23 protein-coding genes are annotated in these 23,586 nt (G+C 64.4%); 12 read left to right on the top strand and 11 right to left on the bottom strand.

The features are described 5' to 3' along the window. Positions 1-177 precede the first annotated feature (177 nt). Both FJ940_RS11575 and FJ940_RS11570 read right to left on the bottom strand, forming a co-directional pair. A complete protein-coding gene (locus FJ940_RS11575; protein ID WP_140656596.1) occupies positions 178-1,674 on the bottom strand; it encodes an FAD-linked oxidase C-terminal domain-containing protein in 1,497 nt (498 codons plus the stop codon). A 160-nt stretch (positions 1,675-1,834) separates the two neighbouring features. Beyond that, on the bottom strand, positions 1,835-3,157 hold the full coding sequence (locus FJ940_RS11570; RefSeq protein ID WP_140498370.1) for a DUF3422 family protein: 1,323 nt from the start codon (positions 3,155-3,157) through the stop codon (positions 1,835-1,837). A 210-nt stretch (positions 3,158-3,367) separates the two neighbouring features. On the opposite strand from FJ940_RS11570, the gene FJ940_RS11565 reads away from it, so the two are divergent. Genes FJ940_RS11565 through FJ940_RS11555 form a run of 3 tightly spaced genes read left to right on the top strand, consistent with a single transcriptional unit; the run spans position 3,368 to position 6,140 of the window. After that, the gene (locus tag FJ940_RS11565; RefSeq protein ID WP_140515030.1) at positions 3,368-4,171 is read left to right on the top strand and encodes an FCD domain-containing protein; all 804 of its coding nucleotides are present in this window, start codon (positions 3,368-3,370) and stop codon (positions 4,169-4,171) included. Positions 4,172-4,196: 25 nt separating this feature from the next. Next, positions 4,197-5,333 carry an alpha-hydroxy acid oxidase gene (locus tag FJ940_RS11560; RefSeq protein WP_140524799.1) on the top strand — a complete coding sequence of 379 codons (1,137 nt, stop codon included), beginning with the start codon at positions 4,197-4,199 and terminating at the stop codon, positions 5,331-5,333. 39 nt (positions 5,334-5,372) lie between these two features. Next, positions 5,373-6,140, top strand: a complete 768-nt coding sequence (locus FJ940_RS11555; protein ID WP_140498373.1) for a metallophosphoesterase family protein — start codon at positions 5,373-5,375, stop codon at positions 6,138-6,140. 40 nt (positions 6,141-6,180) lie between these two features. On the opposite strand, the gene FJ940_RS11550 is transcribed toward FJ940_RS11555, so the two are convergent. Next, positions 6,181-6,321 carry a hypothetical protein gene (locus FJ940_RS11550; RefSeq protein ID WP_181165325.1) on the bottom strand — a complete coding sequence of 47 codons (141 nt, stop codon included), beginning with the start codon at positions 6,319-6,321 and terminating at the stop codon, positions 6,181-6,183. A gap of 281 nt (positions 6,322-6,602) precedes the next feature. Beyond that, positions 6,603-7,301, bottom strand: coding sequence for a type 1 glutamine amidotransferase (locus tag FJ940_RS11545; protein ID WP_140656748.1), 699 nt, complete (start codon positions 7,299-7,301; stop codon positions 6,603-6,605). Between the two features lie 88 nt (positions 7,302-7,389). Between FJ940_RS11545 and FJ940_RS11540 the strand changes: the two genes are divergently transcribed. The 4 genes from FJ940_RS11540 to FJ940_RS11525 all read left to right on the top strand — a co-directional run bounded on the left by FJ940_RS11540 (position 7,390) and on the right by FJ940_RS11525 (position 11,581). After that, positions 7,390-8,052, top strand: a complete 663-nt coding sequence (locus FJ940_RS11540) for a hypothetical protein (RefSeq protein WP_140515026.1) — start codon at positions 7,390-7,392, stop codon at positions 8,050-8,052. 31 nt (positions 8,053-8,083) lie between these two features. Further along, positions 8,084-8,818: a 16S rRNA (uracil(1498)-N(3))-methyltransferase gene (locus FJ940_RS11535; RefSeq protein ID WP_140656595.1), complete on the top strand. Its 735-nt coding sequence runs from the start codon at positions 8,084-8,086 to the stop codon at positions 8,816-8,818. A 243-nt stretch (positions 8,819-9,061) separates the two neighbouring features. Beyond that, the gene (locus tag FJ940_RS11530) at positions 9,062-10,435 is read left to right on the top strand and encodes a glutamate--cysteine ligase (protein WP_140515023.1); all 1,374 of its coding nucleotides are present in this window, start codon (positions 9,062-9,064) and stop codon (positions 10,433-10,435) included. A gap of 99 nt (positions 10,436-10,534) precedes the next feature. Further along, the gene (locus tag FJ940_RS11525) at positions 10,535-11,581 is read left to right on the top strand and encodes a DUF937 domain-containing protein (protein WP_140524802.1); all 1,047 of its coding nucleotides are present in this window, start codon (positions 10,535-10,537) and stop codon (positions 11,579-11,581) included. Between the two features lie 168 nt (positions 11,582-11,749). On the opposite strand, the gene FJ940_RS11520 is transcribed toward FJ940_RS11525, so the two are convergent. Beyond that, positions 11,750-12,040 (bottom strand): DUF1127 domain-containing protein, encoded by a 291-nt coding sequence (locus tag FJ940_RS11520; RefSeq protein WP_140524803.1) that lies wholly within the window; start codon positions 12,038-12,040, stop codon positions 11,750-11,752. 177 nt (positions 12,041-12,217) lie between these two features. On the opposite strand from FJ940_RS11520, the gene FJ940_RS11515 reads away from it, so the two are divergent. The 3 genes from FJ940_RS11515 to FJ940_RS11505 all read left to right on the top strand — a co-directional run bounded on the left by FJ940_RS11515 (position 12,218) and on the right by FJ940_RS11505 (position 16,009). Next, positions 12,218-13,174, top strand: a complete 957-nt coding sequence (locus FJ940_RS11515; RefSeq protein ID WP_140498380.1) for a LysR substrate-binding domain-containing protein — start codon at positions 12,218-12,220, stop codon at positions 13,172-13,174. A 76-nt stretch (positions 13,175-13,250) separates the two neighbouring features. After that, entirely contained in the window at positions 13,251-14,882 is a 1,632-nt protein-coding gene (gene xseA / locus FJ940_RS11510) for an exodeoxyribonuclease VII large subunit (RefSeq protein WP_140656594.1), read from the top strand. A gap of 8 nt (positions 14,883-14,890) precedes the next feature. Next, positions 14,891-16,009 (top strand): P1 family peptidase, encoded by a 1,119-nt coding sequence (locus tag FJ940_RS11505; RefSeq protein ID WP_140558658.1) that lies wholly within the window; start codon positions 14,891-14,893, stop codon positions 16,007-16,009. Between the two features lie 52 nt (positions 16,010-16,061). On the opposite strand, the gene FJ940_RS11500 is transcribed toward FJ940_RS11505, so the two are convergent. From FJ940_RS11500 to FJ940_RS11490, 3 genes are all read right to left on the bottom strand, one after another. After that, a complete protein-coding gene (locus FJ940_RS11500) occupies positions 16,062-16,313 on the bottom strand; it encodes a DUF768 domain-containing protein (RefSeq protein ID WP_140498383.1) in 252 nt (83 codons plus the stop codon). A 410-nt stretch (positions 16,314-16,723) separates the two neighbouring features. Continuing rightward, the gene (locus FJ940_RS11495) at positions 16,724-17,413 is read right to left on the bottom strand and encodes an SDR family NAD(P)-dependent oxidoreductase (RefSeq protein WP_140656592.1); all 690 of its coding nucleotides are present in this window, start codon (positions 17,411-17,413) and stop codon (positions 16,724-16,726) included. Positions 17,414-17,739: 326 nt separating this feature from the next. Then, positions 17,740-18,759: an isopenicillin N synthase family oxygenase gene (locus tag FJ940_RS11490; protein ID WP_140558657.1), complete on the bottom strand. Its 1,020-nt coding sequence runs from the start codon at positions 18,757-18,759 to the stop codon at positions 17,740-17,742. Positions 18,760-18,822: 63 nt separating this feature from the next. Between FJ940_RS11490 and FJ940_RS11485 the strand changes: the two genes are divergently transcribed. Beyond that, a complete protein-coding gene (locus FJ940_RS11485; protein ID WP_140498386.1) occupies positions 18,823-19,038 on the top strand; it encodes a hypothetical protein in 216 nt (71 codons plus the stop codon). Positions 19,039-19,131: 93 nt separating this feature from the next. After that, positions 19,132-19,413: a hypothetical protein gene (locus FJ940_RS11480; protein ID WP_224619155.1), complete on the top strand. Its 282-nt coding sequence runs from the start codon at positions 19,132-19,134 to the stop codon at positions 19,411-19,413. A gap of 214 nt (positions 19,414-19,627) precedes the next feature. Here the strand turns inward: FJ940_RS11480 and FJ940_RS11475 are convergent, their stop codons facing one another. The 3 genes from FJ940_RS11475 to FJ940_RS11465 are packed head-to-tail and all read right to left on the bottom strand — an operon-like array spanning position 19,628 to position 23,551. Then, positions 19,628-21,907, bottom strand: a complete 2,280-nt coding sequence (locus FJ940_RS11475) for a xanthine dehydrogenase family protein molybdopterin-binding subunit (RefSeq protein ID WP_140656591.1) — start codon at positions 21,905-21,907, stop codon at positions 19,628-19,630. A gap of 2 nt (positions 21,908-21,909) precedes the next feature. Then, positions 21,910-22,929 (bottom strand): xanthine dehydrogenase family protein subunit M, encoded by a 1,020-nt coding sequence (locus FJ940_RS11470; protein WP_140656590.1) that lies wholly within the window; start codon positions 22,927-22,929, stop codon positions 21,910-21,912. 1 nt (position 22,930) lies between these two features. Further along, positions 22,931-23,551, bottom strand: a complete 621-nt coding sequence (locus FJ940_RS11465) for a (2Fe-2S)-binding protein (protein WP_140498389.1) — start codon at positions 23,549-23,551, stop codon at positions 22,931-22,933. Between the last annotated feature and the right edge of the window lie 35 nt (positions 23,552-23,586).

Genomic DNA, 23,586 nt, shown 5'->3' with positions numbered 1-23,586 from the left:
CGCCCCCCTCTGTCCTGCCGGACATCTCCCCCTCAAGGGGGGAGATTGGATGCCGCGCCGGGTTTCGCCAATCTCCAGCGTTGGCGGAAGGGCGAAGCGACGAAGCTGCCAATCTCCCCCCGTGAGGGGGAGATGTCCGGCAGGACAGAGGGGGGCGTTCAGGCGCTGACATAACCCTCAAAACCTCGGAATGTCCGGAAACGCCATCTGTCCGCGATGCACATGCATGCGCCCCAGCTCCGCGCAGCGGCGCAGTTGCGGGAACACCTTTCCCGGGTTGAGCAGATGATTGGGATCGAAGGCGCATTTGACCCGCATCTGCTGGTCGAGGTCGATCTGGTTGAACATTTCCGGCATCAGGTCGCGTTTCTCGACGCCCACCCCATGCTCGCCGGTCAAGACGCCGCCGACCTTGACGCACAGCCGCAATATGTCGGCGCCGAAACTCTCGGCCTTGTCGAGTTCGCCCGGCACGTTGGCGTCATAGAGGATCAGCGGGTGCAGATTGCCGTCGCCGGCATGGAAGACATTGGCGACGCCGAGCCCGTATTTTTCGGAGAGCTCGCGCATGCCGGCCAGCACGCGCGGCAGTTCCTTGCGCGGGATGGTGCCGTCCATGCAATAATAGTCGGGCGAGATACGGCCGACCGCGGGGAAGGCAGCCTTGCGCCCTGCCCAGAAGCTCAATCGCTCCTGCTCCGACTGCGAAATGCGGCAGGTGGTCGAACCGTTGCGGATGGCGATCGCCTCGACCGCGGTGATGAGATGATCGACCTCGACGCTGGGCCCATCGAGCTCGACGATCAGCAGAGCCTCGACATCCAGGGGATATCCGGCATGGACGAAATCCTCCGCCGCATGAATCGCCGGACGGTCCATCATCTCCATGCCACCTGGAATGATGCCGGCGCCGATAATGTCGGCGACGCATTGGCCACCCTGCTCGCTGGTCGGGAAGCCGATCAGCAGCGCACGTGCCGTCTCCGGCTTCTTCAAAATGCGCACGATGACTTCGGTGACGACGCCCAGCAGGCCTTCGGAGCCGGTCATGACGCCGAGCAGGTCGTAGCCTTCCGCGTCCAGATGCCTGCCGCCGAGCCGCACCACCTCGCCGCTCATCAGCACCATCTCGATGCCGAGCACATTGTTGGCGGTCAGGCCGTATTTGAGGCAGTGCACGCCGCCGGAATTTTCGGCGACATTGCCGCCGATCGAGCAGGCGATCTGGGAAGATGGGTCGGGGGCGTAGTAAAAACCCTCCTGCTCGACGGCGGTGGTGATGCCGAGATTGGTGACGCCCGGCTGGGCGACGACGATGCGATTGGGGAAATCGATCTCGATAATGCGGTTGAAGCGGCTCATGACCAGGAGCACCGCGTCCTCCAGCGGCAGCGCACCGCCCGACAGCGAGGTGCCGGAGCCGCGCGGCACGACGCGGATGTTGCGGTCATTGCAGTATTTCAGCACGCGCGAAACCTGTGCCACCGTTTCGGGAAGCACCACGACCAATGGCAATTGCCGGTAGGCGGTCAGGCCATCGCTCTCGAAGGCGCGCATTTCGTTGGCCGCGTCGACCACACCCTCGCCCGGCACGATAATGCGCATGTCGGCGACGATCTCGCCGCGCCGGCGCATCGTGGCGTCGTCTGGCTTGGGCATGGCAAGGCCGGACATCGGCAGCCTCATCTCGCGTGACTGGTCAAAATCTTTTACCAGTGAAGGGCGTCGGTTGCAAACCCCGCTTTGACCGAGAGCGGACACGGACGCAACGGACGCCTTCCGTAGCGGCAATCTGCCGCTGGCGCGCTTTACCCTGTGGGAAGTAAAGGCGCGCCTACTCGCCCGGATGTTTCGTCGGCTCGGAATGCATGCGCCGCACCCGCCGCACGCCCCACCAGACCAGCAGGATGGCGAGCGGCACGCACGCCGCCGTGACCACTTCGGGCGCGAAGGCATGGCCGAAGATCGAGGCGCCCTTGGCGACATAGCCGACGAGGCCGACGACATAGTAGGAAACGGCCGCGACCGACAGGCCTTCGACGGTCTGCTGCAGGCGCAGTTGCAACCGGGCGCGATTGTTCATCGAGGCGAGCAGGTCGCGGTTCTGCTTCTCGACCTCGACATCGACCCAGGTGCGCAGCAGCGTGGTGGCGCGCGTCAGCTTGCGCGACAGGTTGGCCTGACGCTCCTCGACCGAACGGCAGGTGCGCATGGCAGGCGCCATGCGCCGCCGCAGGAACCCCGCCCAGGTGTCATATCCCTGTACGGCTTCTTCCTCGAGCGCTTCCAGCCTTTCGCCGACGATACCGTCATAGGCACGGCTGGCACCGAAGCGGTAGAGGCTCGACGCCGCGTCGGCTTCCAACTCAGCCGCGAGTTCGGTCAGGTCGGCAAGCAATTTCTGGCTGTCGCGGGTCTCGGCGAGTTTCATCTCCAGCGTGATCTGGGCCAGCCTGTCCTCGATACGGCGGGCGCGACCGGACAAGGCCAGCGCCAACGGCAGGCCGAGCATGGCGAGCGTGCGGTAGGTCTCGATGTCGATCAGCCGCTGCGACAAGGCGCCGGTACTGGCCGGCGTCAGGGCGCGGTCAAGGATCAGCATACGGGTCAGGCCGTCGCCATCCTGGCGGAAATCGGTGACGATTGCTGCATTGCCGCGTTCGACCAGCGAATAGCAGAGGCTGGTCGGATCGAAGCCGGCGATCGACCGCTCGCCCGCCTGCGTCCATTTGCGGATCTCGAGCCGGATGCCTGAAATAACGGTTCCGGGTGGAGAAAATCCGTTGCCGAACGGCGAATCCTCCTGGCCCTTGCCGCCTTCGGCAAGCGGCCCTTCCCACAGATAGGTGGAGAATTCGGTATGCCGCTCCCAGCGCAACGAGCCCTGGCCCCATCTCATGGCGTGATGGCGGGCCTGACGGTCGGGCGCGGCTATGCCGAGCCGGCGCGACAGCTCGGAAAGCACCGAATGATCGACGCCGGCGCCACCCTCGGTCATGAAGGCGAGCTGGATCAGCACACGCGGCTTCTCGACCAGCGGGTGCGGACGGGCATGGACTTCGCCCAGCGCGCCGGGCCGTCCCTCATGCGCCGGAAAGCCGAGCACGCTGCCCTTGGCGCGCGGCTGAAATTCGAGATTGGACGGGTCGTGCGACACGGCTTGTTCCCCGGGTTTCTTTGAACCCTCTTGCAGTTGCGTCCTCTAGAGCCAATAGGCTCCTGACGCAAACAGCAAAGTTTAGCCGAAGACGATATGGGCGCGAGCGGGGAAGCCGACACGCTTCGACCAATTGGATAAATAATTTGACCAGTTGGCGACGCTGGCTTTATCTTGCGTGACACCGGTTCAACACTCCCAGGCATGCCGTTGAGCGACATTTTTTCCAGGATCGAGCACTCGCGAACCGCCGACGAGGTGGTGCAGCAGATCGAAAGCCTCGTCCTCGAAGGCGTGCTGCGCACCGGCGACCGGCTGCCTGGCGAGCGCGAGCTGGCACGCCAGTTCGATGTGTCCCGGCCGATCCTGCGCGACGCGCTGAAGGCGCTCGAGGGACGCGGCCTTTTGACGACGCGGCCGGGCGGCGGCACATATGTAGCCGACATCATCGGCCAGCTGTTCACCAAGCCGGTGGCGGACCTGATCTCGACGCATCGCAAGGCGGTGGCCGATTACCTGGAATATCGCCGCGAGGTGGAGGGGATCGCCGCCGAATATGCGGCGCGGCGCGCCACGCCGGAGGACCTGGCCCTGCTCGACCGCATCATGGCACGCATGGACGAAGCGCACCGCACCGGGGATTTCGACGACGAAGCCGAGATCGACGTCGAATTCCATCATGCGATCTGCGAATGCGCGCACAACATCCTGCTCCTGCATACGCTGCGCTCCTGCTACAGGCTGCTGTCGGAAGGCGTGTTCCAGAACCGGTTGCTGGTGTTCACGGTGCCCGGCGCGCGCGATGCGCTGCTGGCCCAGCACCGGGCGATCCACATCGCGGTCAAGGCCGGCGACCCGGCCGGCGCGCGGCAGGCGGCGATGGACCACATGATCTATGTCGAGCGGTCGATGGCGCAAGCCGAGCGCAGCGGCGACTGGCAGCGCGTATCGCGGCTCAGGCTCAGGCAACGCTCTGAAGCCGGCGATGCCGAACCGGCGCGCAAACGCTCCTGAACGATATCGATCAAGCGGGGACACGATGAGCGACATTCTCACCATTGCCGACCTCAAGGACCTGGCGCGACGGCGCGTGCCCAGGATGTTCTTCGAGTATGCCGATTCCGGCGCATGGACCGAGAGCACCTACCGGGCCAACGAGGAGGACTTCCAGAAAATCAAGTTCCGCCAGCGCGTGCTGGTCGACATGAGCAACCGCTCACTGGAATCGACCATGATCGGCGAGAAGGTGGCCATGCCGGTGGCGCTGGCCCCAACCGGCCTGACCGGCATGCAGCATGCCGACGGCGAGATGCTGGCGGCGCAGGCGGCCGAGGAATTCGGCGTGCCGTTCACGCTGTCGACGATGAGCATCTGCTCGATCGAGGATGTCGCGTCGGTGACGAAGAAGCCGTTCTGGTTCCAGCTTTACGTGCTGCGCGATAAGGACTTCGTGCTCGACCTGATCGACCGGGCAAAAGCGGCGAAATGCTCGGCGTTGGTGCTGACGCTCGACCTGCAGATCCTCGGCCAACGGCACAAGGATGTCCGCAACGGACTTTCGGCGCCGCCCAAGATGACGCTGGCCAACATCGCCAACATCGCGGTCCGTCCGCGCTGGTGGATGGGCATGGCCGGCACGAAGCGCCGCACGTTCCGCAACATCGTCGGCCACGCCAAGGGCGTCGGCGACGTGGCTTCGCTGGCGTCATGGACGACGGAGCAGTTCGACCCGCATCTGTCGTGGAAGGATGTCGCCTGGATCAAGGAACGCTGGGGCGGCAAGCTGATCCTGAAAGGCATTCTCGACAAGGAAGACGCGTTGATGGCCGCTGAAACGGGCGCCGATGCGATCGTGGTTTCCAACCATGGGGGGCGTCAGTTGGACGGCGCATCCTCGTCGATCATGGCGCTGGAGGAAATCGCGGACGCGGTCGGCGACAGGATCGAGGTGCACATGGATGGCGGCATCCGCTCCGGCCAGGACGTGCTGAAGGCACTGTGCCTCGGCGCCAGGGGCACCTATATCGGCCGGCCGTTTCTCTACGGCCTGGGCGCGCTCGGCAAGGAAGGCGTTACCAAGGCGCTGGAAATCATCCGTAAGGAGATGGACATCACGCTGGCGCTGTGCGGAAAACGTCTGGTGACCGACATGGGCAAGGACCAGATCCGGCGCTAGCCAGGTCCGCAACGGCCAGATCACGGAGACAGCGATACGTTGGCAGAACCCGACATTCATTTCCTGGACGCGCGCGGACCGGACGGCATGCGGCTCTACGCAATCGGCGATGTCCATGGCCGGCTCGATTTGCTGGCCGCCATGCATCAGCGAATCGAGAGCGAGCTCGAATGGAAGCCGGCTCGCGACTGGCGCGTCATCCACCTCGGCGACTATGTCGACCGTGGGCCGGACTCCAAGGACGTCGTCGATTTCCTGATCGAGGCGCGCAAACGCGATCCGCGAAACCTGATGCTTGCCGGCAATCACGATCTCGGCTTTCTCGATTTTCTCGATACCCCTGACCCGGACGGGCTTTTCATGCGCTATGGCGGGGTCCAGACGGCGCTATCCTACGGTGTGCCCCTCGCGGCCGACGCCGGCTGGTTCGGCAGGATGGAGACGATGAGACGGGGGCATCAGGCTCTGCTCGAAGCAGTACCGCAACACCATATCGATTTCCTGCGTTCGCTACCCTTCTCAATCAGCTTCGGCGACTTCTTCTTCTGCCATGCCGGCATCCGGCCAGGCGTTGCCCTGGAGAACCAGAATCCGCAGGATCTGATCTGGATCCGCGACGTTTTCCACGATCACGCCGGCCTTTTCCCGAAGATCGTGGTGCACGGCCACACGCCCGTTCCCGAGGCGGAAGTCATGGCCAACCGCGTCAATGTCGATACGCTCGCCTGGCAATCAGGCATGCTGAGCGCGCTCGTTGTCGAGGACGCCGACAAACGCATTCTGACAATGACAATAAGGGAAGCTTGAGTGGCGCGCGTCGCGGAAACGACGCGAACGGTCCGGCTATTCAGCGCAGCGAAGCGGTGACGCCGTAGCCGTCGACGGCGTTGTGGTTGTTGGCGGCATCGGCCGCATAGATACCGAGACCGCAAATCACGATGGCGGACATCATGGCAAAGGACAGAAGCGCTGCTTTCACGGACGTCATCTCTTGTTGAGCTTCCTGCATCTGTGCACGAGGCGGTTACCAATGCGTTGAAACCGAAAATACGTCTCAAAGTTTCGACTATTTCGCGCTTCTAGGCATGTTCTGTATCGGCGGTGTGTCGCACGGGCCACACAAAGGTCCATCGCGGTTGCACCGGTGATGCAGAGCGCGCGCCTTCTAGGATGGCGGGCGTACACAAGCCAAGGACGAAACCGGTTTTCCCCAGGCGGATTCACCGCCGCGTGCCAATTATGCCACGCCCTGGTCCGCAGAGATGATGCTCAGATCGTCGCCACCCATGCGCGGGCGATGGCAAGGCCGGCAGCATCGGCATCCGGTCCGTTACGGGCCATTTCGCCCTCGAGCTTGCCGGCCCAGTCGGGGTGGCGCGCTGCAATGAGCGGCGCGAAAGAGGTGCTCCAGTCTTTCACCAGCGGCCGATCGGCCTCGAAATGGAACTGGAAGCCGTAGATGGCGCGGCCGACGCGGAACGCCTGGTTCTCGGCGACATCATTGCCGGCGAGCCGCACGGCGTCTTCAGGCAGCACGAAGGTGTCGTCGTGCCATTGGAAGATCGGGAACTTTTCCGGAAGCTCGGCCAGCACCGGATCGGCCTTGGCGTCCGGCGTCAGCGAAACGCCGCGCCAGCCGAATTCGTTGGCGCCGCCGATGCGGTTCTCGCCGCCGAAGGCGCGGGCAACCAGCTGGCTGCCGAGGCAGATGCCGAGCACCGCGCGGTCCTGGCCGGCGAAATCGCTGATAAGTTCGAGCAGCGCCGGAAAATAGGGATATTCATCGTCGGCCAGCGCGTTCTGGCCGCCGCCGAGCACCACCATGGCGTCGTGGCCGTTCGCATCATCCGGCAGCGGATCGCCCTTGTAAGGAAGGCGGATGTCGAGATCGGCACCGGCTTCCGCAAGTGCCGCGCCGACCTGGCCGAGGCCGGTGTTGTCGTAGTTCTGGACCACCAGCACCCGCATCGCAAAACCCTGCTGACGTGAAAACGATGCGACGAGCGATATCATGGCGCCGGCATTTCAGCCAAGATGCGGGCGCGCGGAGAAAACTATGCCACTGCAAAACCGGGTCGATCCGTTCGGCGCCATCCACGCCGTGCCCGAGCGCGGCCTGTTCATGGGCAATCGCGGCATCATCCACGATCCCGAGACCAGGACGCTGTTGAAAAAACGCTGGGCGCTTCACGCCTGGATCATCTGCGTCTGCGACTTCGGCGACGTGCGGCGCGAGCCGATGGGCCGCAACCGGCGACGTGATGATCTATCGGGACCCAAGGCGGGCTGGACGGAACTGTTCTTCCTCGACGAGGTGACGGCGCTGGCGGCGGGCCATCGGCCCTGCTTCTTCTGCCGGCGCGAACGGGCCAGGGATTTTGTGGGTCGCTTCGGCGAAGCCTTCGGCATAACGGAGCCGCGCGCGCCGCAGGTCGACAAGCGGCTGCACAAGGAGCGGCTGGCCGCGGGCGGCAAGCCGCCGGTGGTGGCGGCTGACGAGCTTGCAGGCCTGCCCGACGGCACGATGGTCGAGGGTGGAGGCAATGCCTACGCCTTGCGTCGCGGCAAGGCGCTGCGCTGGTCGTTCGCAGGATATTGCGGAGCGCAGGATTTCAACGACCTCGCTCATCGGCCGCTACGGCTGCTGACGCCGCCGACCACGATCGGGGTGTTGAGGCGAGGCTACGAACCCGTCTGGCATCCTTCCGCCAAGGCTTGACGCCAACCGCCGGCTCGCCCATTCCTCGGCCATGCGCGCCAATTACAAGATGCAACGCCTGTTCGTGCCCGACGATCTCGGGCCGGAGATCGAGTTCGACGCCGGCCACCAGCAGAGCCATTATCTCGTGCACGTGCTGCGGCTTGGCGAGGGCGCCGAGATCCTGTTGTTCAACGGCCGCGACGGCGAATGGTCGGCGGCCATCGCGGCCAAATCCAAGAAGGCGGTGAAGCTGAGGGTGCTGGCGCGGCAACGGCCGCAGCCGCCGCTGCCAGATCTCGTCTACTGCTTCGCACCGCTGAAGCAGGGCCGGCTCGACTATCTCGTGCAGAAGGCTGTCGAGATGGGCGCCGGCGTGCTGCAGCCGGTCATCACCCAGCACACGCAAGTGGCCAAACCCTCCATCGACCGCTTGCGCGCCAACGTCGTCGAGGCGGCCGAGCAGTGCGGCATACTTGCGGTGCCGCAGGTGCGGGAAGCGGAAAAGTTCGAACGCCTGCTGACCGGCTGGGACACGGATCGGCGGCTGGTCTTCTGCGACGAGGACGCTTCGACCAACAATCCCCTGCCCGCGCTGCAAGCGGTAAGCGAAAGGAAGCTCGGCCTGCTGGTCGGGCCGGAAGGCGGATTTTCCGATGAGGAGCGCAAGCTGTTGCGCGCTCTGCCTTTCGTCACTGCCATTCCGCTCGGCCCGCGCATCCTGCGCGCCGATACGGCCGCCGTGGCCGCACTGGCGGTGATGCAGGCCACAATCGGCGATTGGTGACGGTTTCTTTCTCCCCTCTTGTGGAGATGGGAAGAGCCGCATCGTTCAATTCCTGTTGACCTCTGGCTCAGGATTTTTCGCTTGATCGGCTACTGACATTTCGTCCATCTAGCGCCGGCGGTCGTCCGGCCGCCCTGCAGTGCCGCGCGTCGACGCGCAAAGGCCGCTGTAGTACTTTGATTTTGGCGCATATCCCGAAAATCGAGGTCGATTTCGGGATCATAGCGCCGCAGGGGCTTGATGATGGCGCGCGACACAACCGATTTCCGGCCGATCGAAGGCATGGACGAACTCGTCGCGCATCTGGCCGAGGGCAACAAGCCGCGGGACAAGTGGCGCATCGGCACCGAGCACGAGAAATTCCCGTTCTACGTCGACGGCAACGGGCCCGTGCCCTATGGCGGCGAGCGCGGCATACGCGCCATCCTCGAAGGCATGCAGTCAAAGCTCGGCTGGGACCCCATCATCGATGACGGCCGCATCATCGGCCTGGTCGAGCCGACCGGCCAGGGCGCGATTTCGCTGGAGCCCGGCGGCCAGTTCGAACTCTCCGGCGCGCCGCTGGAGACGATCCACCAGACCTGCCGCGAGGGCAATGCCCACCTGGCGCAGGTGCGCGAGATCGCCGAGCCGATGGGCATCCGCTTCCTTGGCCTTGGCGGCAGCCCGAAATGGTCGCTGGCCGAGACGCCGAAAATGCCGAAGTCGCGCTACGAGATCATGACGCGCTACATGCCCAAGGTCGGCACCAAGGGCCTCGACATGATGTACCGCACCTGCACGATCCAGGTTAATCTCGACTTCGAGAGCGAGGTGGACATGCGGCGCAAGATGCAGGTGTCGCTGAAGCTGCAGCCGCTGTCGACGGCGCTGTTCGCCAATTCGCCCTTCACGGAAAGCCGGCCGAACGGCTTGCAGAGCTGGCGCGGCGACATCTGGCGCGACACCGACAACCAACGCTCGGGCCTGCTCGAATTCTGCTTCTCGCCCGATTTCGGTTTTGCCGACTATGTCGAATGGGCACTCGACGTGCCGATGTATTTCGTCATCCGCGACGGCCAGTACCACGACATGACGCACGTCACCTTCCGTCAGTTCATGGCCGGGGCCGTCCGCAATGAAATCCCGGACGGATTGCCGACGATGGGCGACTGGGCTAACCATCTGTCGACGCTCTTCCCCGACGTGCGGCTGAAGCGCTTTCTCGAGATGCGCGGCGCCGATGGCGGGCCGTGGCGGCGCATCTGCGCCCTTCCGGCCTTCTGGGTCGGGCTGCTTTATGACGAGGCAGCGCTCGATGCGGCGGAGGCGCTGACCTCGAGCTGGACCTACGGGGAAGTGCTGGCGATGCGCAACGCCGTGCCCGAACAAGGCATTTCGGCGCCGTTCCGCAACGCCACGTTGCGCGACATCGCGCGCGACGTGCTCACCATCTCGCGCATGGGGCTGAAGAACCGCGGCAAGAAGAACCGCGACGGCTATGACGAGACCTCGTTCCTCAACACGCTCGACGAGGTCGTGGCGCGCGGCACCACCAGCGCCGAGGAGATGCTGTCGGCCTACCACACACGCTGGGGCGGCTCGATCGAGCCGGTGTTCATGGAATACGCCTATTGACCCTCGGCTTTGAGGCGGCCGAGCTCCTGCAAAAGCCGCTTCAATCGGCGGTGGAAACGAATTAGGCTTCTCCGGCGGGGATTTCCGGAGGAGAGACCAATGCCTTCCTTGTTCGACATGCTGGCACAAGCCCAGAACGGCAGCGGCATGCAGGCGCTTGCCCAACAATACGGGCTCTCGATGCAGCAGACGCAATCTGCGGTGGAGGCGTTGCTGCCTGCCTTTTCGCAAGGACTGAGGCGCAACACCGCCGATCCCTATGGGCTCGGCGCCTTCATGACGGCGATGGCGAGCGGCCAGCACGCCAAGTATTTCGAGGACGCGACCCGGGCCTTCTCGCCGCAAGGCATCAATGAGGGCAACGGCATTCTGGGGCATCTGTTCGGCTCGAAGGATCTGTCGCGCGCGGTTGCCGGCCAGGCGGCGCAAGCGACCGGTATCAGCCAGCAGGTGCTGCAACAGATGTTGCCGGCCCTGGCCTCGATGATGATGGGCGGGCTGTTCAAGCAGACCACCAATCAGTTGGCCGGGGGGCAGATGCAGGCGGCCAGCGGCTTCGGCGCCGCCGGCAGCAATCCGCTGGGCGAGATCATCGAGCAGATGATGCGCCAGGGAGGCGGCCTGGGCGGCGCCCAGGCGCCGGCGCCGCAGCCGAGCCCGCCATCGCAAGACCCGATGGACAACCCGCTTGGCAAGGTGCTGCAGGACATGTTCGGCGGCGGCGTGCCACAGCCGCAAAGCCGATCCCAGCCGCAACCGCAGCAGACACAGAACCCCTTTGGCGACAATCCGCTCGGCAAGGTGCTGCTGGACATGTTCGGCGGTGGCGCGCAGCCGCCGCAGGACCAGCCTCAGCCGCAGCAGACCCAGAGCCCCTATGGCGACAGTCCTCTAGGCAAGATCTTCGAGGAGATGCTGCGGCAGGGTGGCGGTGCATCAGGCGGCGAGCAGCCGGCGCCGCAGCCCCAAGCTCGGCGGCAGCCCCAGGCGCCGCAGCCGCAGGCCAATCCGAGCGGCAGGCCGACGAACCCGTTCGACGATCTGTTCGGCAAGATGTTCGAGACCGGAGCGCAGCAGCGCGACGACTACCAGAAAGGCATGGAGTCGATTTTCGACCAGTTCAAGCGCGGCATGGATCGGCGGTAGCCGTCGCCCAGGTTTTGGCTTTTGCCTAACGCAAAAAGAAAGCCCGGTCCTTGGGAGGACCGGGCAGCGTGCAGGCAGGCCGGCGGGGGACCGGCAGGGAGTGGGAAGCCTGCATAACCTTTGTCGCGCTGACTGATGAAAGGTTCAGCGGGACCGAAATTCAACCGATCAGGCCACCCTGCGGGCGATGTCCTCGATGGTTTCGACGCGATCGCTGGCGATTTCGCGCAGCATCGCCGTCGGATCGCGGCCAAACGGCACGTCGATGGCGACGTGCAGGTCGGCGCGCGTCAGGCCGATATCGGCAAGCTCGGCGTCCGACATCTCGCCGAGGCGATAGAAGGCACGGCGGTTTTTCCAGGCCTGGTAGACATTGGAGACCGCATTAATCACGCGCGTCGCAACGGCCGGACGCGTGGTGATGCGCGAGGTCTCGGTAGCGAAATCAAACGTAACCATGTCGGTCTCCTTCAGACTCGAACGGGCAAAACCAGGCGATCGGCGCTGGCGACAGCGGCCGTTCCGGCTTCGATTCACATGCCTTCATGTGGACATCAGTAATTTGCCATTGCTCGATTGATTAATCCAACGAATGTTTCTAATCTTAAGCATCAACACTAGTGATGGATCATGCCGATGAAAGCGCCGCTCGATCTAGATCAGTTGCAGACCTTCATCTCGATCGCCGACACTGGCAGTTTCACCCGGGCGGCCGAAGAGGTGCACCGCACCCAGTCGGCGGTGTCGATGCAGATGCGCCGGCTAGAGGAGCGGATCGGCAAGCCGCTGTTCGAAAAGGAAGGGCGCAGCAACAGACTGACGGAGGAAGGCGACAAGCTGCTTTCCTACGCAAGACGGCTGCTCTATCTCAACCGCGAAACGCTGGCCGCCTTCGACGACCGGCGGCTCGAAGGCACGATCCGGATCGGTACGCCGGACGACTACGCCGACCGTTTCCTGCCCGAGATCATGGCGCGCTTCACGCGTTCCAATCCACGCGTCGAACTGACCGTCGTCTGCGAACCGACGCCGGGGCTGGTCGAACACATCAAGCGCGGCAATCTCGACCTGGCGTTGGTGACGCATAACGACGTGCGGGGCCAGTCCGAGGTGGTGCGGCGCGAACCGCTGCTGTGGGTCACCTCGGCCAACCACGCCACGCACGAGCAGGAGACGCTGCCTATGGCCTTTGGCCGGCCAAACTGTATCTGGCGACGCGCCGCCGTCGACGTGCTTGACCAGCAGAACCGCGACTATCGTATCCTGTTCACCAGCTTTTCCGCAACGGTCATCACCGCCGCGGTGTTGTCGGGCCTGGCGATCTCGGTGCTGCCGGAATGCGCGCTCAGGCCCGGCATGCGGGTGCTGGGCGAGGCCGACGGCTTCGGCGCCCTGCCCGACTGCCGCATCGGCATCATGCGCGGCCAAACCTCGCGGCCGGAGATCGTCGATGCGCTGGCCCGGCACATTTCCGAAAGCCTGGACAACATCTCGGTGCCGCTTGGCGAAGAGGCGGGAACGTTCGATTTCGCGGCACTCGCCTTCAGCAAGATGCGGCGAACCAAGCCGAACCAGATCCTGCCGGGCTGGTAAGCGATCAGACGCACCTGAACGCCGACCTGAAAACAGCCAGCTTGACGCCGGCGCGCAACCACCCCCCAATCGGCCGATGAGCGAAGCAGCATCCGAATCACGCAGCAACGCCACCGAATATACGGTGAGCGAAATATCAGGCGCCCTGAAGCGCACGGTCGAGGATGCCTTCGGCAATGTGCGGGTGCGCGGTGAAATCTCGGGTTATCGCGGGCCGCACTCCTCCGGCCATGCCTATTTCACGCTGAAGGACGACCGCGCGCGGCTCGACGCCGTGGTGTGGAAGGGCACGATGGGCCGGCTGAAATTCCGCCCCGAAGAAGGAATGGAGGTGATCGCCACCGGCAGGCTCACCACCTATCCCGGCAAATCCAACTACCAGATCGTCATCGACAATCTGGAACCGGCGGGCGCCGGAGCCTTGATGGCGCTGCTGGAGGAACGCAAGCGCCGGCTGCAGGCCGAAGGACTGTTCGAGGGAGGCCGCAAGCGGTTGCTGCCCTTCATGCCGCGCGTCATCGGCGTCGTCACCTCGCCCACGGGTGCCGTCATCCGCGACATCATCCACCGGATCAAGGATCGTTTTCCGCTGCATGTGCTCGTCTGGCCGGTGCGGGTGCAAGGCGAAACCGCCGGTGCCGAAGTGACCTCCGCCGTCGCCGGTTTCAACGCGCTGGCAAGGGATGGCACCATCGAGCGCCCGGACCTGCTGATCGTGGCGCGCGGCGGCGGCAGCCTCGAGGACCTGTGGGGCTTCAACGACGAGGCGCTGGCCCGTGCCGTCGCCGCCTCCGCCATTCCGGTGATCTCGGCCGTCGGCCACGAAACCGACTGGACGCTGATCGACCTCGTCGCGGATGTGAGGGCGCCGACGCCGACGGGGGCGGCCGAAATCGCCGTTCCGGTGAAGGCCGACCTCGAAGCGACGCTCGCCAGTCTCGGCGCGCGGCTCAAGGCTGCGGTTTCGCGCAATTTCGAGCGCAAGCGCCAGTCCGTGCGCGCGGCGGCGCGTGCGCTGCCCTCGCCCGATCAGTTGCTGGCGCTGCCACGTCGTCGCCTCGACGAGGCGGCGAGCCGGCTCGGGCGCGGCCTCATGGTTTCGACCGAACGAAAGCGCGGACGCTTCCTCGCCCTGAAACTGACGCCGGCAATGCTGTCGCAGCGAATTGCCGAGGCGTGGCGGACCAACGAGCGCAATCTCCTGCGGGCACAGGGCGCGTTGCGCACGCTGACGAGGGCCCGGCGCGCGGAGCTCAATCGCGCCGCGGATCAGTTGCCGAAATGCGCCCGGGCGTCGCTGCAGCGGCACCGGCAGCAACTGGCGGCGCTGCAGGGCCGCATCACCATAGAGCCCACGGCGCGGCGGCAGCGGATCCAAAGGGATTTCCTGACCGCGCTGACGCGGCGCAGCACGCATGCGGCATCGCTGAGGCTGGAGCGGCTGCGCAGTCGCGTCGCCCATGCCGACCGCTTGCTGGCGACGCTGTCGCACAAGGCCGTGCTGGCACGCGGCTTCGCCCTGGTGAAGGATGCCGACGGCGCCGTCGTCAAGCGTGCGGCGGAATTGTCGGCGGGGATGGCGCTGTCCCTGGAGTTCGCCGACGGGACGGCAGATGCGGTCGCGACCAGCGGCTCGGCGCGGCCACGACCGGCCGCCAAAACCGCGATCAAGGCCAAGGAGCCCGGCAGCCAGGGCTCCCTATTCTGAACCGTGACATGACAGACAATCCGCATCATCACAAAACGCCCTCCGGCAAGCCGCGCGCGCGAAGCTTCGGCATCGGCTTCGACGGCACGCCCGGCCCGTTCAACGCGATCACCGACGTGGCTGGAGTGTCGGTCGGCTATTCCACGCTGATTTCAGGCGACGGCCCGCTCGTCGTAGGCCAGGGACCGGTGCGCACCGGCGTGACCGCGATCCTGCCCAGGCCGCGGGCCGACCTTGCCACACCGGTCTTCGCCGGCATCTTCAGCCAGAACGGCAATGGCGAACTGACCGGCTCGCATATCGTCGAGGAGACCGGCGCCTTCAACTTCCCCATCACCGTCACCAATACGCATTCCTGCGGCGTTTCGCGCGACGGTACGCTGCGCTGGATGAGCAAGGTGCTGCCAGCCGCACTCGACAGCGGCTGGGGACTGCCGGTGGCAGCGGAAACCTATGACGGCTTCCTCAACGACATCAACGGCCACCACGTGACATCAGGGCATGTTGCCGAGGCGCTCGACGGTGCCGCCAGCGGACCGATCGAGGAAGGCAGCGTCGGCGGCGGCACCGGCATGATCGCCTTCGGCTTCAAGGCCGGTTCGGGCACCGCGTCGCGCATCACCGAATGGCAAGGGCGTGCCTATACTGTCGGCGCCTTCGTGCAGGCGAATTTCGGCAAGCGGCGCAATTTCACGCTTCGAGGCCTGCGCGCCGGGCCGGAGCTCGTCGAACCCGCGATCCGCGAAGGCACGCCACGTGCCGAAAAAGGCTCGATCATCGCCGTTATTGCCACCGACGCACCGTTCCTGCCGCATCAGATGAAGCGGCTGGCCCGCCGTGTGCCGCTCGGCGTCGCCATGACCGGCGGCTTCGGCTATCACAGTTCCGGCGACATCTTCCTCGCCTTCTCTACCGCCAATCCCGACGCGGCCCTGGCGCCGCCGGGCCGGATCGCTCGCGCCGAGTTCATTCCTGACAGCGACATCGATCCGTTCTTCGATGCCGTGGTCCAGGGCGTCGAGGAAGCCGTCCTCAATGCGATGGTCGCCAACGAGGACATGACCGGCCGCGACGGCAATTTCGTGCCGGCGCTGCCGAAGGCGTGGCTGAAGGAGAAATTCGGCTGAGACAAATACGCGGACCGAATGGTCCGCGTATTCATACAGGATTGCTCCTGAATTATTCCGCGGCCTTGCTCGCGGCCTGCTGGTGCTCGTCGGCCTCGGCCGCTTCCTCGAGCCGGGAGGCGATGAGTTCCTGGATATCGCCGACTTCTTCCTGGATATCCTCCAGCGGTATGCCGACCTCGGCCGCCTTGGCAGCGCATTCCCTGGCCAGCGTCTCGGCCTGCTTCTCGATCCTGGCGTGGGACTGGCAATGGACTTTTTCGCCAATCCATCCCTGCAAGAATTCGATGGCGTGCTCACTCATATTGCTTTTCCCTGGCGGCGAAGCCGGTTGGTAATCATAAACGTCGGCATCCGGTGAAGGATGCATGTCCCCATTCCAGCCGAGTCGCCACCGGACGGCAAGCCGATGTCGTCCAAGGTCCACAGAGCCAAAGGAAATAGAGGATTGAAGAACATTTTCTGTTTCTGGGGGGGCGGGTATCGTTTGGCGGGAATCCTGTCCCGCCTCGAGAGGCTGCTTCTACTTGCTTCTTACGGTTTTCAGGTCCGTTTGCATCTCAATGGCTGTCACAACAGCTGCCCGATGACGTTGCCGTTTCCAGGCACAAGCCATCGAAGCCGCCGCTATATAGTGACATCCCCATGCAATGTCGACTCTCTCCGCCGCCTTGCATGGAAGCCCCGCGAAAGCTGCATAGGTCACCGTGCCGATCAGAAGGTCTCGACCCAGGGCCTGAGCTCGAGTTCCCAGGTCCAGGCGCTGCGGTTCTGGCGATGGATGCCGAGATAGGCCTCGGCGATCGCGTCCGGCGATAGCCGTCGATCTTGCGGGTCGGGAGCCTCTCCCGGCACGGTCGAGGCAATGGCACCATCGATGACGAAATGCGCGACATGGATGTTCTTGGGGGCCAGTTCGCGAGCCATGGATTGCGCCAGTCCACGCAAGCCGAATTTGGGCATCGCGAAACCGGCCGAGCCGGCGAACCCCTTGACGCTTGCCGTCGCGCCGGTGAAGAAGATCGAGCCCGAGCCTTGCGAAAGCAGCCGGTTGGCCGCTTGCTGGCCAACCAGGAAGCCGCCATAGGCCCCCACCAGCAAGGCCTGCCTGACAGCCTCTGGATCGAGTTCGGCGATCGGGCCACGGGCGCGTCCGCTGGCATTGAAGACCACGAGCGACAGCGGGCCGGCCTTGTCAGCGACCTCGAACAGGCGCTGCACCGACGCGGCATCGGAGACATCGGTTGCCACGGCTTGGGCGCCGGTCTGCGCCAGCAATGGGTCGAGCTTCTCGATGTTGCGGGCGGCCAGCACGACACGAAAACCTTCCCTTGCGAGAAGGCGCGCAAGCGAGGCGCTCAATCCGGATCCCGCTCCGGCAATGACGGCGACATTGGATGTCATGAGCATCTCTCTTTCGCGGTGGTGACTGGATTGGACAGGGTTGCGCCTTCCCAAGTGGAACGCAAGAGAAAGCATTTCCAAGAAAATGGGGTGTCGTCGTGGCGCGCTTCCCAGGCCGCAAAAACTGTTCCCGGCAAAGAAAAATGGCCGGGCGCGAAGACGGCCCGGCCAGAAAGAAGGTCATAACCTTCAGAGGGGAACACCGTTCGGAGGAATGGGAGGAAACCTCGAACGATAATTTTATCTTGAGCCCATTTTCGCGCGCTGGCGACGAATAGAATTCTAAAATTTTGCCGCCCTACAAAAATTTCTACCTGCCGAATGGCTCAGCCTGCCCGGGTCTCGGGCTCAAACAGATCGGCATAATGACGCCGCGCAACGTCGGGATGGGAGCGCAGCCTGCTCTTCAGCACATTGGTTCCGACATCGCGAAACAGCGGATTGTCGGGATCGCTGGCCGGCCCGCGCGCCTGCGCCGCCAGTTCCTCGGGAAGCTCGAGCAGCGGTATCGTGGCATCGAGCTTGGCGCTGAAGAAGAACGGCACCGAGATGCGTTCGACGCCGGCGGGCGGCGTCACGACGCGATGCACGGTGGCTCTCAAATAGCCGTTCGAGGCGAGCTCCAGCAGCTCGCCGATGTTGACGACGAGCGTTCCGGGAATCGGATCCACGTCCACCCAGCTTCCGTCATAGTCTACCTGCAGGCCCTTGTTGTCGTCCTGGAGCAGCAGCGTCAGGAAGCCGCCATCCTTATGCGCGCCGACGCCCTGGTCGCCGCCGGTCGCTTCGCGGCCGGGGTAGCGCACGATCTTCATGCGATGATTGGGTTCGCCGCCATAGATCGGATCGAAAGCGTCCTCGGCCTGGTCGAGCGACAGCGCGAAGGCCTTGAGCAGACGAATGGCCACGGCCGTCGCCTTCGCCTGCCAGGCCAGCAGCGCCGGCTTCAGCGCCGGCAACGCCGACGGCCACTGGTTCGGCCCCTGCAGCCGCGTCCAGGCAGGAATTCCCGGGCCTTGCGCGATGGGCGGGCGCTCGACGCCGATGTCGAGCTGCTCGCGCCAGTCGGCCTTGCCCTTGGTCAGTTCGCCGCCAGCGCGGGTATAACCGCGGAACTGCGAGGAATTGACCATCTCTATCGACAGCTTGTCGGCTTCCGGCAAGGCAAAGAAACGCCGCGAAGCGGCGAGCGTCTCGCTGATGTCGGCCCATGGGATGCCGTGGCCCGCCAAATAGAAAAAACCGATATCGCGCGAGGCGGAGCGCAGATCCGCCAGAAACGTCCGGCGCTCCGATGCGCCTTGTTCGAGACGGCTCAGATCGAGCACGGGCACTATTCTGGGCATGTCAGCTCCTTTTCGGGTTCTTTCCGGGTGCTGCTTGAAAACTTCGCCCGGAAACCCGGGCCCGTGGATGTGCTGCTCCTTTTCCAGCGGCCGAAGCCGCCATCGATGCCCCAAATCTCACGGAGTTCAGTGCGCCGGGAAAGGAACGATCGGCTTTTCGATGCCGCCGGGACGAACAATTTTTCTATTTGGGCGGGCAGCCTGACGATGAGCGCGATCATTGCGCGAAACAGCGGCGTGTCATTTCAGGCACAGCGCGAAGCTGTCATTGGCCCTTGAACGGCCGCGCGGGAGGCGCGTAACATCGTGGCACTTGAATTTGAATCTGTTTCATTCGTCCGGGCTAAAGTCCGGATCGGTTTGGATAGGTCCTTGAACACGCAAGCAATCGGCAGCGCGGCGGGGCGCGGCAAATCGTTTGCCCATGTGGCGCAAGCCTCCTGGGGCAAGGGCCCTGGCACCTTGCTACGTATCATGCGCATGACGCTGCGCCACCCTTGGCAGGTCGCCATCACCATCGTCTCGACCTTTATCGCCGCGACGCTGCAGCTTTTCATTCCGCGCCTGCTGGGACACGCCATCGACCAGGCGCAGGGCGTGGTGGCTGCCGGTGCAAATACCGGGCCGAGCAGGCGCTGTGGAATACGGCGCTGACGCTGCTCGTCGTCAGCATCCTGCGCGGCCAAGGCTGAGCGCTCCTACGGTCAGTTCCGTTCGATGGGGCGGGAAGGGTTCCGGCTGTTCCGGATCACCCTGGCATGAAACAGTCGGTTCCTGACGCATCAGCATCCCGATCCGCAAGGCAGTGAAACTGGGCGAGGACAAACCCACGCTTGTTGCGGCGGAGCAATCCTCTTTGTCTCGGTCCTCAAACGATCAGATCGTCAATTCTGATCGGCAAGTCGCGGATCCGCTTGCCGGTCGCGTGGTAGACAGCGCTGGCGACGGCAGCGGCGGTGCCGACATTGCCGAGTTCGCCCAGGCCCTTCACACCAGCCGGATTGACCTCATGGTCAATCTCCGGAACCAGTATGACGTCAAGGTCCCTGACATCGGCATTCACCGGGACCAGATAATCCTGCAGGTCGCGGTTCACATAGCGGGCATAGCGGGTATCGATCTCGGTCGCCTCATGCAGGGCCTGGCCAATGCCCCAGATCATGCCTCCCATCAGCTGGCTGCGCGCGGTGCGCGTGTTCATGATGCGCCCGGCGGCGAACGCACCGACAATGCGCGGCACACGGATTTCGCGCGTGTAGCTGTTGATGTGCACCTCCACGAATTCGGCCCCGAACGCATATTTCACCGAATCCGCGTCGGACTCGCCGCCATGGAATTCCGACTGGCCGGCATAGAGTTTTTTGAGCGCTTCGGGGGTCGAGCCCTTCGGCGCGAATTCGGCATATTCCTCGATAGCGCCTACCTGCATGGCCTTGAATATATCGGCGGTGCTTGCCGACGCCCCGCCCTTGGTGAGGATCCGTCCCTCGTGGAGGTCCAGTTCCTCATTGTGCGAGCCTGCAAGAGGGCCATCCTCCGCGACCGCTGCGGCGAACAATTTCGTGCGCACAGCATCACACGCCTTGAGCACGGCCGAACAGACGCTGGCAGTGGAAATCGAACCTCCCGATACCGGCGCCGGCGGCAAGGCACTGTCGCCCATCTCGACGGCGACCTTGCCGATGTCGACACCGAGACGTTCCGCCGCCATCTGGCCGGCAACGGTTCGCACACCTGTGCCGATTTCATGCGAGCCGCACTGCACGCGCACGTCTCTTTCGGCGGTCAGGCGCACGCGGGCCGCGCATGGCGCGGCAGCGGTCGGGTAGACTGCCGTCGCACAGCCCATGCCGACGAGCCAGTCGCCGTCGCGCATCGAGCCGACTTTCGCATCCCGTCTCGTCCAGCCGAAGGCATCAGCGGCCTGATCGTAGCATTTCATCAGCGACCGGCTGGAGAACGGCTTGCCGCCGATCGGCTCCTTCTGGGGCTCGTTGATCCGGCGAAATTCGATCGGGTCCATGCCGAGTGCGACGGCCATTTCGTCCATGGCGCTCTCGAGCGCATAGACGTAGGGCGTCTCGGGCGGCGAGCGCATATAGCCGGGCGTGTTGCGATCCGCCTGCACCAGCGAGACATGCGTCAGCACCGAGCCATAGGCATACATGCGACCGGTGGCCGAAGTCCCGCCGACGACATAGGAATCGGGTCTCGAGGTCACCTCCCAGCCTTCATGGCCGAAAGCAGTGATGCGGCCGTCCTTGCCGGCGCCGATGCGGATGCGGTGCCGGGTTTCGGCCCGATAGGTCTGGGTGCCGAACGCCTGCATGCGGCTGACCACACAGCGCACCGGCCGGCCAAGCCGCCTGGCGGCCACAGCCACGATGGCCGTTCGCGCCGTCATCGGCCCCTTCGAGCCGAATGCGCCGCCTACGTTAGGGCAGACGATGCGCACATTCGCTGGGTCGAGCCTCAATTGCCGCGCCAACTCGACTTTCCAGCCGGTCACGTTCTGAGAGGGCTCGTAAACGGTGAGTTGGTCGCCTTGCCAAACAGCGGTGGTCGAGAACAGCTCTATCGGGTTGTGATGCTGGGTCGGCGTCGAATACCGCGCATCGATCTTCATCGGGGCCGATTCATAGGCGGCATCGAAATCGCCGGCCTTGACGTCCTCCTTGAACAACGGGCTTTTGCCGGCGGCGTCGATGGTCTTTGTCCCCGGCATGTCGAAACTGGCGGTCGGTTTTTCCTCGGCATAGTCCGCGCGGATCCTTTGCGCCGCCTCCTCGGCCGCTTCGAAGGTCTCGGCGACCACCAGCGCAATGATCTGACCGTCATGGAAGATCGCCTTGTCATGCAGCGGCCCGATAGAACTCGCGCCGGTATTTCCGAATTTCGGCGTCTCGACCTTGTCGAGGTCGCCATAGGTGACGATGTCGAGCACGCCGGGCACCGAGCGCGCGTCATCCAGGTAAAGCCTGGCGACCTTGCCCTTGGCGATGCTGCTCGTCGCGAGCACGGCGTGCGCAATGTTGGCGGCCGGGAGATCCGCCGCGTATTCGGCCTGGCCGGTCACTTTCAGCCGCGCATCGATACGCGGCAGCGGCTGTCCCATGTTTTCCTTCGGCTGTGGAGCGGCGACGTTCATGATCACACCTTCATGTCACGGGTTTCGAGCAGCCCCCTGATCAAGGTTCGCTTGCCGAGTTCTATCTTGAATGCGTTGTGCCGACGCGGCTGGGCCTCGGCGAACGCGGTTTCGGCGGCCTCGGCCGCCGCTGCCTCGTCGAGCACCTTGCCGCGCAGGATCTCCTCCGCCGCTCTTGCCCGCCAGGGTACGGTCGCCACGCCGCCAAGCGCGATGCGCGCCTCGTTCACGGTCTCGCCGTCGAGGTCGAGGGCGACCGCGGCCGATGCAAGGGCAAACGCATAGGATTGCCGATCGCGGATCTTGAGATAGCGCGAACGCCTGGTCCATGCGCCGGCGGGTACCTCTATGGCGGTGACGATCTCGTCGGGTGCCAGGTCGGTCTCGATGTGAGGGCTGTCCTCGGGCAGGCGATGCAGGCTGGCAAACGGAATCTTTCGCCGCCCGTTGTGGCCTTGGACATGAACCGTGGCGTCAAGCGCGATCAGGGCCTGGGCAAAGTCACCGTGATAGGTCGCGATGCAGTTCTCACTGGTCCCCAGCACGGCATGCTGGCGGTTGAACCCGTCCATCGCGGCGCAGCCCGAGCCTGGCTCGCGCTTGTTGCATGGCCATGAGGTTTCGCGGAAATATTCGCAGCGGGTGCGCTGCAGGATGTTGCCGGCAAGACTTGCCATGTTGCGCAGCTGGCCGCTTGCCGCCAGTTGCAGGCTCTCCGCGATCACCGGATACCGACGCTTGATCTCGGCATTCTCGGCCGCGTCGCCCATCCGCACAAGAGCGCCAAGGCGCAGACCCTCACCATCGGTCTCGATCCGCCGCAATGCCGGTTCGGAGAGACCGTTCAGATCGAGCAAGCGTTCCGGCCGGGCGACGCCGAGTTTCATATAGTCGGCGAGATTGGTGCCACCGGCAATGAACTGCGCGGGGGCTTGCGTCGGCGGATGCCTGGTGGCCGAGCGCGAGGCGACGACGACCGCCGCGGAGAGGCTGGCGGGCCTCTCATAGACGAAAGGATGCATCTCAGGCCCTCCTGATCTGGTCGCGGGCCTGGACGATTGCCGCGACGATGTTCGGGTATGCCGCGCATCGGCAAAGGTTGCCGCTCATATATTCGCGAATGTCGTCCTCTGAACCGGCATGTCCTTCGTGGACGCAGCCGATCGCGGACATGATCTGGCCGGGCGTGCAATAGCCGCACTGGAACGCATCGTGATCGATGAAGGCCTGCTGCATCGGATGCAGGCCGCCATCCGTCGACGCCAACCCTTCGACGGTGGTTACCGCCTTGCCCTCGTTCATCACCGCGAAGCTGAGGCAGGAGAGCACGCGATGGCCATCGACCAGCACCGTACAGGCACCGCATTGGCCATGATCGCAACCTTTCTTCGTGCCCGTCAGGCCGACATGGTCGCGCAAGGCGTCGAGCAGGCTGGTTCGGCTGTCGAGCGCCAGATTGTATGGCTGCTTGTTGATGGTCAGTGTTGTCATGACAGGCTCGTTTGGCTTGGCGGCAGCAGCCGGAGGCTCCTCGGACCTGGCTGTCGAGGCCAGAAGCGGAGTCACCGCAGCCGCGGAGACGGTCGCGGTCATAAAGCTTCGTCTGCTGAGACTGGAGGAGTTTGGGGGAACATGCTCGGACATCGCTGGCTCCGTCGCTCGCTATGTCGCGACCAAAC

Origin of the sequence: Mesorhizobium sp. B2-3-7, assembly GCF_006442695.1 — a bacterium.
In the GTDB taxonomy this organism is placed as follows: Bacteria; Pseudomonadota; Alphaproteobacteria; order Rhizobiales; family Rhizobiaceae; genus Mesorhizobium.
This window is presented reverse-complemented; position numbering and strand designations above follow the sequence as displayed.